At 67.1% G+C, this 19,009-nt stretch carries 10 protein-coding genes; 9 read left to right on the top strand and 1 reads right to left on the bottom strand.

Annotation, left to right across the window (positions count from 1 at the left end; genetic code table 11):
* Positions 1-3 precede the first annotated feature (3 nt).
* Together ACIRG5_RS29260 and ACIRG5_RS29255 are read left to right on the top strand one after the other, a co-directional pair.
* Positions 4-963, top strand: a complete 960-nt coding sequence (locus ACIRG5_RS29260; RefSeq protein WP_189158275.1) for a CoA ester lyase — start codon at positions 4-6, stop codon at positions 961-963.
* A gap of 145 nt (positions 964-1,108) precedes the next feature.
* Entirely contained in the window at positions 1,109-1,285 is a 177-nt protein-coding gene (locus tag ACIRG5_RS29255; protein WP_319980195.1) for a hypothetical protein, read from the top strand.
* 6 nt (positions 1,286-1,291) lie between these two features.
* Here ACIRG5_RS29255 and ACIRG5_RS29250 read toward each other — a convergent pair whose 3' ends face one another.
* On the bottom strand, positions 1,292-1,675 hold the full coding sequence (locus ACIRG5_RS29250; protein WP_402910310.1) for a DUF4190 domain-containing protein: 384 nt from the start codon (positions 1,673-1,675) through the stop codon (positions 1,292-1,294).
* A gap of 202 nt (positions 1,676-1,877) precedes the next feature.
* On the opposite strand from ACIRG5_RS29250, the gene ACIRG5_RS29245 reads away from it, so the two are divergent.
* The 7 genes from ACIRG5_RS29245 (at position 1,878) to ACIRG5_RS29215 (ending at position 18,920) form a co-directional block, all read left to right on the top strand.
* Positions 1,878-3,074 carry an acyl-CoA dehydrogenase family protein gene (locus ACIRG5_RS29245; RefSeq protein ID WP_093602395.1) on the top strand — a complete coding sequence of 399 codons (1,197 nt, stop codon included), beginning with the start codon at positions 1,878-1,880 and terminating at the stop codon, positions 3,072-3,074.
* Positions 3,075-3,194: 120 nt separating this feature from the next.
* On the top strand, positions 3,195-3,986 hold the full coding sequence (locus ACIRG5_RS29240; RefSeq protein WP_402910307.1) for a hypothetical protein: 792 nt from the start codon (positions 3,195-3,197) through the stop codon (positions 3,984-3,986).
* 38 nt (positions 3,987-4,024) lie between these two features.
* Positions 4,025-4,624: a hypothetical protein gene (locus ACIRG5_RS29235; protein WP_402910304.1), complete on the top strand. Its 600-nt coding sequence runs from the start codon at positions 4,025-4,027 to the stop codon at positions 4,622-4,624.
* A 285-nt stretch (positions 4,625-4,909) separates the two neighbouring features.
* Positions 4,910-11,581 (top strand): LamG-like jellyroll fold domain-containing protein, encoded by a 6,672-nt coding sequence (locus tag ACIRG5_RS29230; protein WP_402910301.1) that lies wholly within the window; start codon positions 4,910-4,912, stop codon positions 11,579-11,581.
* 22 nt (positions 11,582-11,603) lie between these two features.
* Entirely contained in the window at positions 11,604-17,741 is a 6,138-nt protein-coding gene (locus ACIRG5_RS29225; protein ID WP_402910299.1) for an RHS repeat-associated core domain-containing protein, read from the top strand.
* Positions 17,742-17,854: 113 nt separating this feature from the next.
* Positions 17,855-18,127, top strand: coding sequence for a hypothetical protein (locus ACIRG5_RS29220; RefSeq protein WP_402910296.1), 273 nt, complete (start codon positions 17,855-17,857; stop codon positions 18,125-18,127).
* A gap of 268 nt (positions 18,128-18,395) precedes the next feature.
* The gene (locus ACIRG5_RS29215; RefSeq protein ID WP_402910293.1) at positions 18,396-18,920 is read left to right on the top strand and encodes a general stress protein; all 525 of its coding nucleotides are present in this window, start codon (positions 18,396-18,398) and stop codon (positions 18,918-18,920) included.
* Positions 18,921-19,009 lie beyond the last annotated feature (89 nt).

The raw sequence follows: 19,009 nt of genomic DNA, 5'->3' as shown, positions 1-19,009 counted from the left end.
CCAGTGGTCGACCAGCAGCGTCCCCGTCGCTCGTGTCTGGCGGTCCCCGGCTCGAGCCAGAAGATGATCGACAAGGCGCGCACGCTGCCGGCGGACCAGGTGTTCCTGGACCTGGAGGACGCCTGCGCCCCGCTGGCCAAGCCCGACGCCCGCAAGACCATCGTCGCGTCGCTCAACGAGGGCGGCTGGGGCGACAAGGCCCGCGTCGTCCGCGTCAACGACTGGACGACGGAGTGGACCTACCGCGACGTCACCGAGGTCGTCGAGGGCGCCGGCGCGAACCTCGACTGCATCATGCTGCCGAAGGTCCAGACGCCCGAGCAGGTCGTCGCGCTCGACTTCCTGATCACCCAGATCGAGAAGACGATGGGCTACGAGGTCGGCAAGATCGGCATCGAGGCGCAGATCGAGAACGCCCTGGGCCTGAACAACGTGAACGCGATCGCCACCGCGTCCCCGCGCGTCGAGACGATCATCTTCGGCCCCGCGGACTTCATGGCGTCGATCAACATGAAGTCGCTGGTCGTCGGCGAGCAGCCGCCCGGCTACGACGTCGGCGACGCCTATCACTACATCCTGATGCGGATCCTGATGGCCGCGCGGGCCCACGACAAGCAGGCCATCGACGGCCCCTACCTGCAGATTCGTGACGTCGACGGCTACAAGCGCGTCGCCGGTCGTTCCGCGGCGCTGGGCTTCGACGGCAAGTGGGTGCTGCACCCCGGCCAGATCGACGCGGCCAACGAGGTCTTCAGCCCGAAGCAGGACGACTACGACCACGCCGAGAACATCCTCGACGCGTACGAGTTCTACACGTCCGAGGCGGGCGGCAGGCGCGGCGCGGTGATGCTCGGCGACGAGATGATCGACGAGGCGTCGCGCAAGATGGCGTTGGTGATCTCCGGCAAGGGCCGTGCCGCGGGCATGACGCGCGCGAACGTGTGGACGCCGCCGGAGGACTGATTCCGTTACGGATTGTGCGCTACTTCACCATGAATGTCACTGGACGTGTTCGATCGTCACAGGTTGCGTTCAAAACTGGTGAAGTGGCGCACAATCCGTCACCGAAGTTTGCGGTTCGCCCCCGGCATGGGGGCATGCTCTGGGCATGTCACGTTCGAGTAACGGCAAGACGAGCAGACGGTTGCGGCTCTTCAAGCGTCGCGAGGACGACCTGCTCGAGCGCAGCTTCCGCAGCTGCCCGGGATGCGCTTCCGACGTCCACGTGTTCGCCGACGTCTGCCGCCACTGCGGCGGCGCCCTGGAGATCGCCCTCGCGGGCTGAGGTCCGCTAGTAGGTGTTGCCGTTCGCGGCCGCGATGATCGCGATGATGATGAACGCGAAGTAGAGCAGCCATCCGGCGATGACGAAGTAGCCGACGATCAGGCCGGCCATGGCCATCCCGTGCCCTTCCTCCTCGCCCCGCCTGATCTTCCCCATCGCGATGTGACCGAAGACGACGCCGACGATCGCCGTCACGCCACACGACACGAAACCCACGCAGGACAGAACCAGTGAGAGAATCGCGCTCTGCTGCGACTTCGGCGGCATGGGCGGCGGGTAGCCGTAGCCGTAAGGCGGCTGCTGGCCGTACGGGCCGGGCTGGCCGTAAGGCGGCTGCTGCTGGGCGTACGGATCCCCCGGCTGCTTCGGGTTGTACGGGTCGTAGGTCATGCGGGTCCCCCTAGAAGTGGTGAGGCGGGATCTTAAGGTCCTGCCTTTCAGTTCGTCGCGCGTGGGTGCGCGATTACACCTGTCAGGGATGCTGTTTCGGTACAGCAGGTGTCGCTGTTGTTGCGGAGAGCACACCCCGGTCGCAAACGGGCGTTAACCGGTCCATACTCGCCGGTAACCAAAGCCTTGGAAGGGAAGTGCGATGGCGCGCCTCGCCCAGACCGCGGGTCTCACGGACATCCAGGAAGAAATCCTCGCGACCGTTCGCACGTTCGTGGACAAGGAGATCATCCCGCACGCCCAGACGCTGGAACACGGCGACACGTACCCCGCCGACATCGTCGAGGGCATGAAGGAGATGGGTCTCTTCGGCCTGACGATCCCGGAGGAGTACGGCGGCCTGGGCGAGTCCCTGCTGACCTACGCGCTGGTGGTCGAGCAGATCGCGCGGGGCTGGATGAGCGTGTCCGGCGTCATCAACACCCACTTCATCGTGGCGCACATGCTCAAGCAGCACGGGACGCCCGAGCAGAAGCAGAAGTACCTGCCGCGCATGGCCACCGGTGAGGTGCGCGGCTCGTTCTCCATGTCCGAGCCCGAACTCGGCTCCGACGTCGCGGCGATCCGCACCCGTGCCGTGCGCGGCGACTCCGGCTACACGATCAACGGCCAGAAGATGTGGCTGACGAACGGTGGCACGTCCAACCTCACCGCCGTGCTGGTGAAGACCGACGAGGGCGCCGAGAAGCCGCACCAGAACCTCACGACGTTCCTGGTCGAGAAGCCCGAGGGCTACGGCGAGGTCCTGCCGGGCCTCACGATCCCCGGCAAGATCGACAAGATGGGCTACAAGGGCGTCGACACCACCGAGATGGTGTTCGACGGCTTCGAGATCGCCGCGGACCAGGTGCTCGGCGGTGTCACCGGCCAGGGCTTCCGGCACATGATGGACGGCGTCGAGGTGGGCCGCGTGAACGTGGCCGCCCGCGCGTGCGGCATCTCGATCCGCGCCTTCGAGCTCGCGATCGAGTACTCGCAGCAGCGCAGGACGTTCGGCAAGGCCATCGTCGAGCACCAGGCCATCGCCTTCAAGCTCGCCGAGATGGCGACCAAGGTCGAGGCAGCACACCTGATGATGGTCAACGCCGCGCGGCTGAAGGACTCGGGCCAGCGCAACGACGTCGAGGCCGGCATGGCGAAGCTCATCGCCTCCGAGTACTGCGCCGAGGTGACGCAGGAGTCGTTCCGCATCCACGGCGGCTACGGCTATTCCAAGGAGTACGAGATCGAGCGCCTGATGCGCGAGGCCCCGTTCCTGCTGATCGGCGAGGGCACCTCGGAGATCCAGAAGACGATCATCTCGCGCGGCCTGCTGCGCGACTACCAGTCACGCGGCTAGCCGCGAGTTGACGTTCGTCCGTTAGGGGCCAATCTTTCACGGGATTGGTCCCTGACGGTTTTCGCCCGCGGGCCATAAGGTTCGCTCACTTTGAGCACAGATCTGACACTTCCGAGACCTGTGTCGCCGCCACACGTGGTCCGTCTGGAGCTGGACACGTTCTCCGGCGTCGACCGTCCCGCGCTGGCCAGGTGGTTCGGCGACCTGTTCACCGGCGTGCTCGCGCCCCTCTGCCCGGCCTCGGTCGAGGAACTCGTGGCAGTGGCGCGCGACTACCACCCTTCCGACACAACGCCCTGGGGTCCGCCGGGTTATGCCCGGCTCCTGCTCTCTTCGGGTGACTTCACCCTTCCGTCGTGGTCGGCCGCCCTCGACGACCTGCCGTCGTTCCTGCGCGTGCAGCTCGTCCAGCTCGACTCCCAGGGCCTGCCCCTCGTGGACGACGGCTGGTGCGCGGAGATCCTGCTGAAGGACGATCCCGCCTTCCCGCACCAGATCACGGTCACGGCCGCGCGCTCGTTGTTCGGCGGTTGGATCTCCCATGCGGTGCAACAGAAATGGCTGGCGGTGTTCCGCTCGGGTGCCACGCTCGCGCAGGCCTGCGGTGGCTGGATCACGCTGGACCGCGTCGGCGTGCGGACCGCGCACGAGGTCGCCGCCGGCGTGGGCCTGGACGAATCCCTTTTCATGGCAGCGGAGTTGTCGCGCGGCCCGCACTGGGCGACGTTGCTGGGACCGCGTCAGGTCGCTGCTTTGGGCGGCGTGCAAGAAGTCTGCGCCACCGCGCCGGTTGTCGCTGTCGAGCATCTGGGTGGCGGCCGCATTCTTCTGCAGCTGACGGACCACCTCGACGAGGTGCCACCGGACGTCCTGCGCAAGCTGACCGAGTTCCTCACCCCGGTCCTGCACTGACCCGGCGAGATGCGCTGTCGTTTGGGACCCTGTCCTCCGTGAGGCCTTCACCGAAGACTGACGTGCTCATGGCCCTGGACGCCGCCCTGCGCTCCACGGGCTTCGTCCGCCGCGGCCACGTCTGGCTCCAGGAACGCGGTGACGGCGTCGCCGGCTGGCTCGGCTTCGGCCTGGCGGGTTCGGTGGAGGTCACCCCGCTGGTCGGCGTCTGCTTCCAGCGCTACGACGAGGTATGCCGCGCTCTCGGCGTCGGAATCCCCACCACACCTTTCGTTTCCGCACCCCTCGGTTCGCTGATGGGCGAGAAACCCTTGTGGCGCTGGACCTTCGAACCCGGCGGCGACCACACCGCGACCGCTTCCTCTTTGGTGAGCGCGTTTCTGAAGCACGGCAAGCCGTACATCGACAAGCACGCGAAGTGGGACGCGCTGGCCCGTGACCTTGTCGCGAGGCCCGAGTCGTTGCTCGACTTCGAACGGGCGCGGAAGCTGGCGATCATCCACGTGCTCAACGGGAACGCCGGTGCGGCCGGCGAGGTGCTGAAGAAGGAGCGGGAACGAGTCGCGGACAGCAAGGACGTCTACGCGAGGTCGTACCGCGCGTTCGCACACCGGTTCGAGCTGGTGTTCGCGAACTAAAAAACGAACACGTGTTCGAACCTGCTGGTGTCCATCTGGTGTCAAATGACCAGACTGCATTCGAAATGTCCGAACTCACAGTCTGCTCACACGTGATGGTCATCACCCATTCGGACTATAGGTATCGGACCGTTCGTTTGTGACTATTCGGCCGTAGATGTTTAGTCCGCGTGTTGTCGGGGGACATGCGCGTGACCACGGGGGACCCACTTGTTCGACCGCCGAGGGGCGGCGGGGCAGTCACGCCTGCGCGCGCCCAAAAAACTTGTCGGAGCACTTCTGGCCGTGACGATCGCGGCCACCGCTGTCGTCGTCACCGCCGGCGCGCCGAAAGCTCCACCGGTAGCAGTTCCCGTCACCGAGGCGCCGGACACCGGCAGTGCGCTGGTGGCCGCTCGCGCGCAGGGCACCGAGGTCGAGGCGCTAAACATGCGCACCTCGACGCGTGAGGTGTTCGCGCAGCCGGACGGGCGACTCAAGGCACTTCTCTCGGCGGCCCCGCAACGAGTGCAGAACGACGGCAAGTGGACGTCGATCAACACGGACCTCGCTCCCGAAGGCGGCGGAATCGCACCCAAGGCCACCGGGACCGGCCTCGTCTTCTCCGGCGGCGGTGCGACCGAGCCGCTCGTGCGGCTGAGCAAGGAAGGCAGGTCGTTCGAGCTGACCTGGCAGGGAAACCTGCCGACGCCGGCGCTCGACGGCCCGGTCGCGACCTACTCCGAGGTCCTCCCCGGCGTCGACCTGCGGATGATCGCGCGCAACGACGGCTACCAGCAGCTCCTCGTCGTGAAGAACCGCGAGGCGGCGAAGGAGGTCGCGCGCGTCCGGTTCGGCGTCAAGACCGACGGGCTCACGCTCAAGCCCGGTGAGAACGGCGCGTTCACCATGGTCGACGCGGCCGGCGCGACGGTGTTCGAGGTGCCCACGTCACTGATGTGGGACTCGAAGAAGCAGGAGAACCCGGAGGCGCCGCGCACCGACCAGCAGGTCGTCGGTGTGGAGCTCGCCGCCGACTCCCTCACCCTGGTGCCGCACCAGGGCATGCTCACCGATCCCGCGACGGTCTACCCGGTGTACGTCGACCCCGGACCGCACACCGGCACGAACGACGGCTGGACGACGGTCTACGACGACGGCACCAACGCGATGCGCGAGGGCACGCACTGGAACGGCTTCAACACCCAGGCCGAGGACCCGAACGCCTGGTGGATCGGGATCAACCCCACCGCCAGGTCCGGCAAGGCCTACGGGTGGAACCTGAAGACCAGGACGTACTTCCAGTACAACACCAGCTTCCTCGCGGGCAAGGACATCTCCTCGGCGAGGCTCGACGTCGCGGTCGTGCACTCGCCCACGTGCAACGTGACGCACAACCACCGCCTGTACCAGTCCCAGTGGGACGTCGGTTCCGGCACGAACTGGAACAACCAGCCGGCGGACTGGGGCTCGATCAGCGAGATCGGGATCCCGGCCGTGTACAGCGGCTGCTCGGGGCACAAGTACCTCTCCTTCACGGCGGGCAACTTCCCCGACCAGATCGACAAGGGCGGCAACTCGACGTTCTCGATCCGCGCCGCGGACGAGGGCAACCAGGACTACTGGCGGAAGTTCAACCCCGGCGAGTCGAAGCTGGTCATCTACTACAACGGCACCCCGAACACGCCGACCGAGCCGTCGACCGACCTGAACCTGCAGGCGTGTGCCAACTGCGACGGCATGCCGTGGGTCGGCGACTCCACGATCCAGCTGCGCGCGCGACTGTCCGATCCGGACGGTGACCAGGTCAACGGCGTCTGGGACGTGTACGACGACGTCGTTCCCGGCGATCCGGCGAAGCAGAACAAGCGCGTGCTCTCGTCCGGTCCGCACAACTCGGGTTCGCTGGCGGCGAAGGACGTCTCGCTCGTGAACGTCGAGGACAACCGCCTGGTCACGTGGTTCGTGGCGGCGTCGGACGGCGCGAAGCAGGGCGGCTACGTCATCGGGCCGAAGCAGTTCCGGGTCGACCGCAAGGCACCGGTGAACACGCCGGACGTCACGAGCCTCGCCTACCCCGCGGACAACCGGTGGCACGGCGGCACGACCGTGCCGGGCAGCTTCACCTTCACCGCCAAGGACGCCGACGTCGACAGGTTCGAGTACACCTGGAACGACGGCCAGTGGGGCGACGGCCAGGGGAGCGGCTCCGTGAACGCGGACCGGTTGGGCGGCACCGCCACCGTGACGCTGACGCCGCCCGGTGACGGGCCCCGCGACCTGTTCGTGCGCGTCAGGGACAGGGCGGGCAATCCCGGTCCGAAGCAGATCCACCACATCTACGTCCGCGCGGGCAGCGGCGCGATCGCCCAGTACGCGTTGGACGGAAACGTCAACGACAGCGCTTACTTGGGCGACCGGCACGGCACGACGCAGGGCAACGCGAGCTACGTCTCCGGTCCGCTGGGTTCCGCGTTGAGCCTGGACGGCTCGGGCGCCCACGCCACCGCGCCCAACGCGCTGCGCACGGACACGAGCTTCTCGGTGTCCGCCTGGGTGAAGGTGGACGCCGTCGACGACCACTGGGGGACCGCGGTCTCCCAGGACGGCAACGCCACCTGCGGGTTCTGCCTGAGGTACGAGGGTGGCTCCCGGCGTTGGGTGTTCCTGATGCCTCACAAGGACTCCGTCACGGAAAACGGAGTGGCTTTCGTGAGGTCGACGGAGGAACCCACCCCAGGGGCGTGGACTCACCTCACGGGTGTGTACGACGCGGCCGGCCTTCAGATGAAGCTGTACGTCAACGGCGAGTTGCAGGGCACCGCGCAGGCCAGCACCACACCGTGGAACGCGGCGGGCGGCCTGAGAATCGGTCAGGGGAAGGTCGGCAGCGCGAGCGACACCTGGTGGCGTGGTGGCATCGACGAGGTCCGGTTGTACGACCGCGTGCTCACCGACACCGAGGTGCGCGCCGAGGTCCGGCGCGACAACGTCCAGGTGGGCCACTGGCGGTTCGAGGAGGACCTCGCGACGGTCGCGCGCAACTCCGCGGCCACAGGCGAGTCCGCGGCGCTGTCCGGCGGTGTCTCGTTCTTCGAACAGCGGTCCCAGCCCAAGGACTACGCGCTGCGGTTCGACGGCTCCGGCCAGGTCCGCACCACAGGCCCTGTCGTGCGCACGGACAAGAGTTTCAGCGTCTCGGCCCACGTCACGCTCGCGGACACGAACGTCCCGATGACGGTGCTGTCGCAGGACGGCCCGGACTCCAGCGGGTTCGTGTTGCAGCAGAAGGACGGCCGCTGGCAGTTCGGCATGACCGAGGGCAACGGCAACACCGCCTGGAACGTGCTCGCACAGACCGGCCCCGGCACCGCGGTCAAGGACACGCCGACGCACCTGACCGCGGTCTTCGACTCCGGCACCAAGAAGGCGACGCTCTACGTGAACGGCCTGCAGCCCGCTGTGAGCGCCGCCGCGACCAAGCCGTTCTGGGACTCGGCCGGCGCGTTCGTCATGGGCAACGACCAGCAGGGCGCCGCTCTGCAGGGTGACCTCGACGACGTCCGGGTGTACAGCAGGACCCTGGCGGCGGACGAGATCGCCGACATCGTCGAGCTCGACGCCGGTCCCCTTCGCCAGTGGCGAATGGACGACCTGGGCGTCGACACGTCCGGCTACAACGGAACCGCGTCCCTCGGCGACCCGGTCAGCTGGGTCGGTGGGCAGAGCGAGAACTCCGACCCGAAGGACCTCGCTGTTCGTCTGACCGGTGTCCCCGGCGCGTCGCTCTACGCCGCACACGTCCTCGACACGTCGCGCAACTTCTCCGTCAGCGCCTGGGCCAGGCTCGACAAGGTCGTCGCGAACCAGTCTCCGACGGTGTTGTCGCAGGACGGCACCACGACGAGCGCGTTCCAGCTTCAGGCGACTCCGGACGGCCACTGGGCGTTCGCGATGTTCGAGGCGGACCAGGCAGGCGGTGGCGCGCGCCACGACCGGGCGATCGGTGCGGTGGCTCAGATGGGCGTGTGGACCCACCTGGTGGGTACCTACGACGCCGCGCGCGACGTGATGACGTTGTACATCAACGGTGTCGAGGCAGCGACCGCCGCGCACCCCAACGCGTGGAACCACGCAACGGGCCAGTTCCGGATCGGTCGCGGCCTGTGGAACAGCGCGCAGGCGGACTACTTCCCCGGAGCGATCGACGACGTCGAGGTCCACAACCGCGTCCTGTTCGCGGACGAGATCCGCGACAAGGCGGGCCGTGACCTCAGCCTCGTGCACAAGTGGCAGTTCGACGAGGGTGTCGGTGCCACTGCGGCCGATGCCGTTGGTGGCAAGGCGGGCACGCTGACCAACGCCACCTACGCGCCTGGCCACCTCGGCAACGCCTTGAGTTTCAACGGCACCAACTCCGCGGTGTCGACGGGCGCGGTGGCCCGCACCGACCAGGACTTCACGGTGTCGTCCTGGGTGTACATGCCGAGTGCGTGTTCCACGAAGTGCAAGAGGGTCGCTGTCAGCCAGGACGGTGTGCACAACAGCAAGTTCCGCCTCGGCTTCCTCAAGGACCGCGAGCACCTGGGCAACTGGATCTTCGAGATGACCGAGGACGACACCGACCTGACGAAGGTGACGATGGCAGCGGTCTCCGCGGTGCCGTCCGACATCGGCAAGTGGGTGCACCTCGTCGGTGTCTACGACAGAGCCACCAAGCAGGTCCTCCTGTACGTGGACGGAAGCCGGGTCGGTGAAGGCATGGTCAACTCGGTGTGGCAGCCGGGCGGCGGCGTCCAGATCGGCCGGGCGAAGCTCGGGAGCAACCCCGCCGAGTACTGGGCGGGCTCCGTCGACGACGTTCGGATGTACACGGGTGCGCAGACCAGTGAGGGCGTGTTCGGCCTCTACCAGTCCTACCCGTCGCAGGACCAGCCGGTCGCCACGCTGCCAGTAGCGGACGCCGGTCACTGGAAGCTGGACGAGACCACCGGGACGACCGCGGCCGACAGCAGCGGCAAGGGCAACAACGTCACCTTCAGCACAGGCACGAGCTGGGTCGGTGGCCGCACGAACGCCGCTGTCTGGCTCGATGGTTCCGGTGCCGCCGAAACCTCAGGGCCGATCATCGACACCTTGAGCGGCTTCACCGTCTCCGCCTGGGCGTACGCGCAGGCCGGCATCACCGGGAACCGCGCGATCCTGGGACAGGACGGTACGAGGCAGAGTGCGTTCGTGTTGTCCTACAACGGCGACTCGGGCAAGTGGGCGGTCGTCCAGCCGAGCAAGGACGAGGACGGAGCGCCGACGACGGTGCTGGTCTCGACCGAGCCGGTCAAGGTCGACCGGTGGACGCACCTCGCGGTCGTGTACGACGCCAACGCGAAGCAGCTCCGCTTGTACGTCAACGGTGTTCTGTCCGCGGTGAAGGTCGGCGCGGTCCTGTTGAACGCCACCGGCCCGTTCACCATCGGCCGGAGCAAGTGGAACGGCGTGAAGGGCAGCTGGTTCTACCGCGGTATCGACGACGTCCGGGTCTTCAGCCGCGCGCTGACGTCGGGCGAGGTCAACAAGGTCCACGACGACGTGCCGGCCAACGACACCGGTCTCTGGAAGTTCGACGAGAACGACGGCAAGGACAGCACGTGGCGCAACAACACCATGACGACCTCGGGTGGCGTCTCGTTCGTGCCGGGCGTGATCGGCAACGCGCTCAAGACGGATGGCACCGGCTCCGCGGCGACGCAGTGGTACGGCGTCAACACCCGTGACAGCTTCACCGTCGAGGCCTGGGCGAGGCTGGAACGCGACGACAAGACCTACACCGTGCTCGGCCAGGACGGCACCAACGTCAGCGCGTTCGTGCTCCAGTACCGGCCGGAGTCCAAGAGATGGGTCTTCGCCGCACCCGTGCAGGACTCCGACCAGGCGCCGATCGTGAAGGCGCAGTCCGCCGATCCCGCCGTCACGTGGCGCTGGACGCACCTCGCCGGCGTGTACGACCACGGTGCAGGCCAGTTGCGGCTCTACGTCGACGGCAAGCTCGCCGGCAGCGAGTCGGCCCGGTTGTGGCCTGCCGAGGGCGGGTTCACGGTGGGCAGGGCCAAGTGGGAGGGCAAGAACGCCGACGTCTTCGCCGGAGTCATCGACGAGGCGCGCGGCGTGGACGGCATGATCCCGGAGTCGAAGATCCTCGAGCACGCGTCGCGCCCGCTGCCGGCCGCCGGCTACCTCGGCCGGTACGTCAGCATCAACGGCACCGGCGAGCACTACACGGGCCTCACCTCGGTGGCGCCGCTGCCCAACTACCGCTACGAGGGGGTCGCGGGCCAGCCGGTGTCGCCGACCGAGCCGAACACGCAGCGCCTGTACTCGTGCAAGTCGGGCAACGACCACTTCAGCACGACCGCGGCGGACTGCGAGGGCGCGGCGCTGATCGGTGAGACCGGAGCGGTCTACTCGGTCAAGCCGACCAACATCCCGACCGTCGAGCTCAACCAGTGCGTGGTCAACGCCGACCGGTTCACGTCCCTGGCCTCGGACTGCGAAGGCCAGACCAAGGTGAAGCGCATCGGTTACCTGCGCGCCTACACACCTCTCGTCCGCTACCTCACGACGCAGTTCCCCTGGGACCACTGGAGCACCACCCAGGGAGTGCTGCCCGGCTACAAGTCGGAGGGCGTCCTCGGCTACCTGGCGATGACCAACGAGCCGGGCACCACCACGCTCTGGGTGTGCCGGGAAGGCACCGACACCTTCAGTTCGCTGGACTCGACCTGCGGCGGCAAGCAGAAGCTCGGTGGCGTCGGCAACATCTGGACCACACCGCCGGCGGGTATGGCCTCGAAGGAGCTGTTCCGCTGCCGTGCCAACGGCGTCGGCAACAGGTTCGACTCGGTGAACTGCGAAGGCCACCCGGTCGAGCAGTCGCTCGGGTACGTGCTCGTGAGCCCGCCGACCACCGCCGCGACGTTCTGACCTCTGGGGAGAAACGAACACCATGAAGCTCAAGCGCGCCCTCGTCAGAGGGCTGGCGGTCTGCCTCGCGCTCACGGCGGTCACCGCGACCGTCGAACAGCAGGCGATCGCCGCAGGCGGACCGTCGGTGAACGCACCGGACGTGAACTCCGTACCGGTGACGAACGGGGTGTTCTCCGCCCGAGGCCAGGACGACGCGTCCGCACGGGCGTTGCAGGGCAACCAGCCGGAGGCCGGTTCCCAGCAGGGCGGCGGCTCGTTCGCGGCGACACCCTTCTCCCAGTCGGCGTCGTGGGAGGTGTCGAAGCAGAGCGGTGACTTCGCCTGGTCGTACCCGCTGCGGGTGCCGCCTTCCCCCGGCGGGTTCAACCCGTCGCTCGGTCTGTCGTACCGGTCGTCCGCAGTGGACGGTCTCACCTCGGCTACGAACAACCAGCCGTCCTGGATCGGTGACGGCTGGGACCTGTCTGCGGGATTCGTCGAGCGTGCCCACGGTGCCTGTGCCGACGACACCACGGGAGGCACGACTCCGCCGAAGACCGGCGACCTGTGCTGGCGCAGTGACAACGCCACCGCCTCGTTCGGCGGCAGCGGCGGAATGCTGATCAAGGACGACGCCACCGGCGCATGGCGGCTGAAGCAGGACGACAGGTCGCGGGTGGAGAGGACCACCACGGCCGGCAACGGTGACAAGTTCAACGAGTCCTGGAAGATCACGACGGTCGACGGGACCCAGTACCTCTTCGGAACGCGCCCTGACTCGAAGTCGACGTGGACCGTCCCGGTGTTCGGCGACGACGCCGGAGAGCCCTGCCACGAAAGCACCTTCGAAGCGTCCTCCTGCGACCGTGCGTGGCGCTGGATGCTCGACAAGGTCATCGACCCGCGTGGCAACGTGATCCTCTACAACTACGACACCGAGATCAACAAGTACGGCAAGAACCTGAAGGACACGGCTGTTCCCTACGTGCGTGCGGGCACGCTGAAGTCCGTCGAGTACGGCCTGCGCGACGACGTGAACGCTCCTGCCACCGGCAGGGTCGAGTTCGGTCTGGCCGACCGCTGCGTGAAGGGCAGTGACTGCTCCTTCGCGAAGAAGGAGAACTGGCCGGACGCCGCTGTCGCCGAGAACTGCGACGGCACCACCTGCAAGGACAAGTACAGCCCCACGTTCTGGTCCACCAAGCGCCTGTCGACGATCACCACGCAGGTGCGCAAGGGCGACGGCTACCAGAACGTCGACCGCTGGACCCTGCAGCACGAGTTCCCGAAGACCGACGACGTCTACCAGGCCGCTCTGTGGCTGAAGGGCATCACGCACGCGGGACTGGTCGGCGGCGAGATCTCGTTGCCACAGGTGAAGTTCGAGGGAACGGCGAAGCCGAACCGCGTCGACACGCCCACCGGTATCGGGCCGCTCAACCGCTACCGCGTCACCGGCGTCGTCTCGGAGGCCGGCGGCACGACGACGATCAGGTACGCGGACCCGGACTGCGTGCCGGGAACGTCGATGCCGGCCAACCCCGAGACGAACGACAAGCGCTGCTATCCCGTGAAGTGGGCGCCGAAGGACGGCGCCGAACGGGAGGACTACTTCCACAAGTACGTGGTGGAGTCGATCACCACCTCCGACCGCGTGGCGGCCAGCTCCGACCAGATCGTGAAGTACGAGTACCTCGACGGTGCGGCCTGGCGCCGCAACCAGTCGGAGTTCGTCAAGGACGAGAAGCGGAACTGGAACGAGTTCCGCGGCTACGGCCGCGTCCGGGTGAAGGCCGGGCACGAAGGCAACCCCGAGCAGCCGGTCACGATGACCGAAGAACGCTTCTACCGCGGCATGAACGGCGACAAGCTGCCCAACAACGGCACGCGCGTCGCCAAGGTCAAGGACTCGGAGGGCGTCGAGCGCGAGGACTCGGACTGGCTGAGCGGGCTCAGCTTCGAGACCCAGGTTCACGACGGCACCGGTGAGACCGTCACCTCCAAGACCATCTCCACCCCCACCTGGGCAGGTCCGACGGCGACGCGGGGCGACTACAAGGCCTACTGGGTGGGGAACGCCTCCACCACGTCCTACACCGCGTTGCGGTCGGGCGGCTGGCGCAAGACGAAGACCGAGAGCAAGTACGACGACCACGGCCAGGTGACCGAGAGCAACGACCTCGGCGACCTGACCACGGCGTCGGACGACCGGTGCACCCGCACCTCGTACCGGCAGGACTCGGCCAGGTGGATCTGGTCCTCCGCGCTGGAGTCGGAGACGGTGGCCGTCCACTGTGGAGAGACTGCGGTCTTCCCGCAGCACTCGCTCGGTGCCGGCAAGTACACCTACGACGACAACGGGAACGTCGCGAGCGTTGCCACACTGGACTCGCGCCCGGCAACCGGCGCTGTCTTCGCAACGGTCGTCACGACGACCTATGACAAGTACGGTCGTGCGTTGACGTCGACCGACCCGCTCGGCAACGTGGTGACCACGGAGTACGCGCCCGCTGCCGGAGGTCCGGTCACGAAGGTGGTGGTGAAGGACCAGCTCGGCCACATCACCACGACCGAGGTCGAACCCGCCTGGGGTGTGGGGACGAAGCTCGTCGACCCCAACGAGAACATCACCGAGGGCCAGTACGACGCTCTCGGCAGGACCGTGCGGGTGTGGCAGGCGAACCGTCCCCGCGACGAGTACCCGGACGACCCGAACGTCAAGATCGACTACGACGTCAGCCAGGACAAGCCGAGCTCCGTCAGGACGACCGCCGTCAACGCCGTCGGCAACTACGTGAGTGGAACCGTCGTGTTCGACGGTCAGTACCGAACTCGTCAGGCGCAGAACGCGACGACCGGCGGCCGTCTGGTCGTCGACACGAAGTACGACTCGCAGGGCCGGGTGAGCCGGACGACGCAGCCGTTCTTCAACTCCGGTGCGGTCGACACGAACCTGCTGAGCTTCTCCGAGAACGACGTACCGGGACTCACCCGGACCGCGTTCGACGGCTCTGGCCGTCCGACCGCGTCGATCTACCAGGCCGGTGGGCAGGAGAAGTGGCGCAGCACCACCGCGTACGGTGGTGACCGAGTGGACGTGACGCCGCCGTCCGGTGGTACTCCGACCACGTCGGTGACCGATGCCCGTGGGCAGATGACGGAGCTGTGGCAGTACAAGGGCGCCACCGCGAGCGGTGAGCACGACGTCACCAGGTACTCCTACTCCGCTGCTGGAAACCTCGCCGCGACAACGGATGCGGCCGGCAACACCTGGCGCTGGCACCACGACCTGCGCGGCCGGCTGGTCAAGTCGGAGGACGTCGACCGAGGCGTCACCGAAATGACCTACGACGTGGCCAACCGGCTCACGACGAGCAAGGACGCGCGCGGAACGGTCCTCACCCACGAGTACGACGCCGCTGGGCGCAAGACCGCGGTGAAGTCCGGCGGAACGCTCCTGACGAAGTTCGAGTACGACACCGCCGAGTACGGCAAGGGTCTGCCGGCGTCGACGACGCGGTACGTCAACGGCAGGGCGTACATCAACCGGGTCCTGTCCTACACGTCGCTCAACAAGCCCTTGGCCGCCGAGGTGGAGATCCCCGACGTCGAAGGACTGCTCAAGGGTGTCTACAAGCGGTGGTTCACCTACAGCCCGGACGGAACCGTCACCGGTGAAGGTCTCGGCGCGGTGCCCGCGGCGAACATGCCGACCGAGTCAGTGGTGCACGGGTTCGACGAGTTCGGACGTCCGAGGAACACGACCGCGTCGCTGACTGGTCAGGGCACCGACAACCTCGTCAACACGACGGCTTACACGAGGCTCGGTGAGCTCTACCGGCTCGAAATGGGCAACACCGGCAAGCGCACCTGGTTGTCGTACTACTACGACAACAGCACCCGCCGGATGAACCGCTACATCGTCGACGCGGAAGTCGCGGCGCCGATGCAGGCGGACGTGAACTACGCCTACGACCAGGTCGGCAACATCACCTCGGTCGCGGACACGACGCAGGGACAACTGCCGGACCGACAGTGCTTCCAGTACGACCACCTCAGGAGGCTGACCGAAGCCTGGACGCCGACCGCGGGGTGTGACGTGGCGAAGTCCACGGGTTCCCTTGCGGGTCCCGCGCCCTACTGGCACTCCTACACCTACGACCAGATCGGCAACCGGCGCACGGAGGTCCAGCACGCGGCCTCCGGCGACACGACGAGGACGTACGACTACCCGGCGACGGGCGCGCCGAGGCCGCACGCCGCGAACTCGGTGACCACCACCGGTCCCGGCGGAAGCCGCCTGGACCAGTTCGCGTACAACGAGATCGGCGCGACGACCAGCCGGAAGGTGGCCGGCGCCGACCAGACCCTCGAATGGGATGCCGAAGGCCGGGTCACGAAGGTCACCGAAGGCTCGAAGGTCTCCGAGTTCCTCTACAGCGCCACCGGAGAGCGGCTCATCCGCCGCGACGCGGACGCGACCACCCTGTACCTGGGTGACGAGGAGATCAGGCTGGCCAAGGGCGCGACCGCGCCGACCGTGACGCGCTACTACCGCCACGGCGGCCAGGTCGTAGCCATGCGCGAGGGCAAGACCAAGGTCACGTGGCTTGCCTCCGACATGCAAGGCACCGCACACGTCGCGATCGACCGAGCCACGATGAAGGTCGATCGCCGCCGCCAACTCCCGTTCGGCGCCCCGCGCGGCACCAACCCGGTGTTCCCGGGCGAACGCGGGTTCGTCGGAGGGACCAACGACAGCGCCACGGGTCTGGTGAACATCGGCGCTCGTCAATACGACGCCGCGCTGGGCAGGTTCATCTCGGTCGACCCGATCATGGTCGTGTTGGACCCGCAGCAGTGGAACGCCTACGCGTACGCCAACAACTCGCCGATCACGTTCAGCGACCCGACCGGCCTCGCGTACTGCGACTACAACGTGTGCGAGGGCGACACCGGCTACAAGCCGAACGGCCAGCGCAACAACAAGGACGGCCAGTGCGTCCAGTACTGCGGCAACCCGCACAACGCACCGCCGCAGTCGAAGCCGAAGCCGGCACCCGCGTCACCCAAGATGTGCTCGACGTCGAGCGGCTACCCGGCGGCCGCCCCGTGCGGCTCGCAGGGCAGCGGCACGGCCGGCAAGAACGCGAGTGGCTATCCGGCCTGTCCAGGATGTGGCTCGAGAGGAAGCTCGGCGTTCACGCACCTGGTGCTCGACGGCCTCGGAATGGTCCCCGTCATCGGCGAGCCCGCCGACCTGACGAACTGCGCCGGGTACGCGACAGAGGGCCAGACGACTGACGCCGTCCTGGCCTGTGCAGGCGCAATTCCGCTTATTGGTTGGGGCGCGACCATCTACAAGTGGGTCCGCAACGCCGACCATGTGAAGGACGTCGGCCGCGGTGCCGAGGACGTCGTGGCGGCGGGTGCCAAGTGCGTCAACAGCTTCAGCGGTGACACGCAGGTGCTGATGGCGGACGGGTCGACCAAGCGGATCGACGAGATCGAGGTCGGCGACGAGGTCGCGGCCAGCCAGCCGGAGAGTGACAAGGTCGAGAAGCAGACTGTTGTCGCCGTCATCATCACCGACGAGGACAAGAGTTACGTCGACCTGACGGTGTCGACGCCTGAGGGCCCGAAGGTGATTCGGTCGACGGCGCACCACCCGTTCTACAACGCGACAACCGGTGAATGGGAGGACGCCGGTGAGCTTGAGGCCGGTGATCTGCTCAACACCCCGGGCAACGGCCGAGCTGAGCTGGTCTCGACCCACCACTACTTCTCGTTCATGCGCACCTTCAACCTCACGGTTGACGTTGTGCACACCTACTTCGTGGTCGCGGGCGCAACCCCGCTGCTGGTGCACAACACGGGACCCTCGACGTGGTGCACGGATGCGATGCGACTGGACGAGGCACCTGATATCGCTACAGGGCATGCCAACAAGAAGCACGGAAACGAGTTTCCGGGTGTGTCTGCCGAGGAACTCACCAAGCTTGCGCAGGACACGATCAGAAATCCGGCGCGGCAGAAGGATCTGGGTGGTGACAGGAAGGCGTTCCTCAACAAGGACGGGTCCACGATCGTGATCCACGATCCGCACCACGCGGACGGCGGTACGATTTTCCGGCGAGAACCGGAGAAGCTGGATGACTACTGGGCGGGGTTGAATTGATGTCGGAGAGTGGTGTTGCACCCAGTCGTGTGCTCAGCTCTGACGAAGTGGAGCTGCTCCGCAGGGCGCTTCTGGAGTGGGGTGGACCTGCCCACTGCAGTGAGGAAATGGCCGTGGGAATGGGGTTCAGGAGCGTTCAAGATCTGCTGGAAAAATGCCAGTCCTTGAGAGTGGAGCTTCATGAGGACCGCCCGCTCGAGGCGGTCGACTGGGCGCGGGTGCTGCTGGCGGTGGAAGTCGTCTTCGTGAGCGATCTCGTCGGCTCTGGCGTCGAATGGTCGACGACTACCGGCTTCGACGATGCGACCACTCTCTTGCGGTTGCGGGCGATCCAGCGAAAGTTGGCGAATACGATCAGTCCTTATTACGGAAAGACCCCCGCGTGAATGAGTAGATGGCCCGCGAGCGGAAGTTTCGGAGGCGTCCTCGCGCTGAAGCCCTGACTTCGCTGGCTGACTGATCCGTGCCGGACGGCGTGGTGACCGTGACGTGGTCGCGGACGCCACGCCGTCTTGTTCGGTCGATGCGTCGGCTGGCGAGTGCGGCATCGGCGAAACGCCTCACTTCCGGCAAAACACCCGTAGGCGCTTCGGCACCCCGCACCGGGCACTGGCAGGATGAGACGATCAGCGCGTCGCGACAGAGGTGGTCCCTGTGACGAGTCCGTTCGCCAACCCGAACCGGCCCGGCGTCCCCCCGCGCCTGCCCACCCCGCCGACGGGGTGGCCGATCGGCTCGTACGCCACGTACGAGGAGGCGCAGCGCGCGGTCGACCACCTGGCCACCGAGGACTTCCCCGTGCAGGACGTCATGATCGTCGGCGTCGACCTGATGCTGGTGGAACGGATCACCGGCAAGCTCACCTGGAGCCGAGTCCTCATGACCGGTGCGGCGAGCGGCGCGTGGTTCGGTCTGTTCGTGGGGCTCTTGCTCACCCTCTTCAGCCCCGAGCCGGGGGTCACCGTCGGGCCGGTGCTCACGGGTCTGATCACCGGTGTGTTCTTCGGGCTGGTGTTCGCGGCCGTCGGGTACGGGTCGGCGCGCGGTAAGCGGGACTTCCAGTCGGCCAGTCAGCTCGTGGCAAACAGGTACGACGTGTTGTGCCATCCGAAGTCGGCCGAGAAGGGGCGTGACCTGCTCGCACGGCTGGCGATGCGGCCGGTGAACCCCGGCAATTGAGACGCTCTACATGCCCATTGGTTCTGAATCGTTGCCTCTCTTGGTTGCGGCTCGTGATCACCCGGCCTAGGTTCATCTGACCGGTCCGC

The organism is Lentzea sp. NPDC102401, assembly GCF_044765805.1.
Lineage (GTDB): Bacteria > Actinomycetota > Actinomycetes > Mycobacteriales > Pseudonocardiaceae > Lentzea > Lentzea sokolovensis.
This window is presented reverse-complemented; position numbering and strand designations above follow the sequence as displayed.

What these genes read in the sequence shown, in the direction of transcription:
- ACIRG5_RS29255 (WP_319980195.1), top strand. Translation starts at nt 1,109, where the DNA reads ATGTCACGTTCGAGTAACGGCAAGACGAGCAGACGGTTGCGGCTCTTC.
- ACIRG5_RS29250 (WP_402910310.1), bottom strand. Translation starts at nt 1,675, where the DNA reads ATGACCTACGACCCGTACAACCCGAAGCAGCCGGGGGATCCGTACGCC.
- ACIRG5_RS29245 (WP_093602395.1), top strand. Translation starts at nt 1,878, where the DNA reads ATGGCGCGCCTCGCCCAGACCGCGGGTCTCACGGACATCCAGGAAGAA.
- ACIRG5_RS29225 (WP_402910299.1), top strand. Translation starts at nt 11,604, where the DNA reads ATGAAGCTCAAGCGCGCCCTCGTCAGAGGGCTGGCGGTCTGCCTCGCG.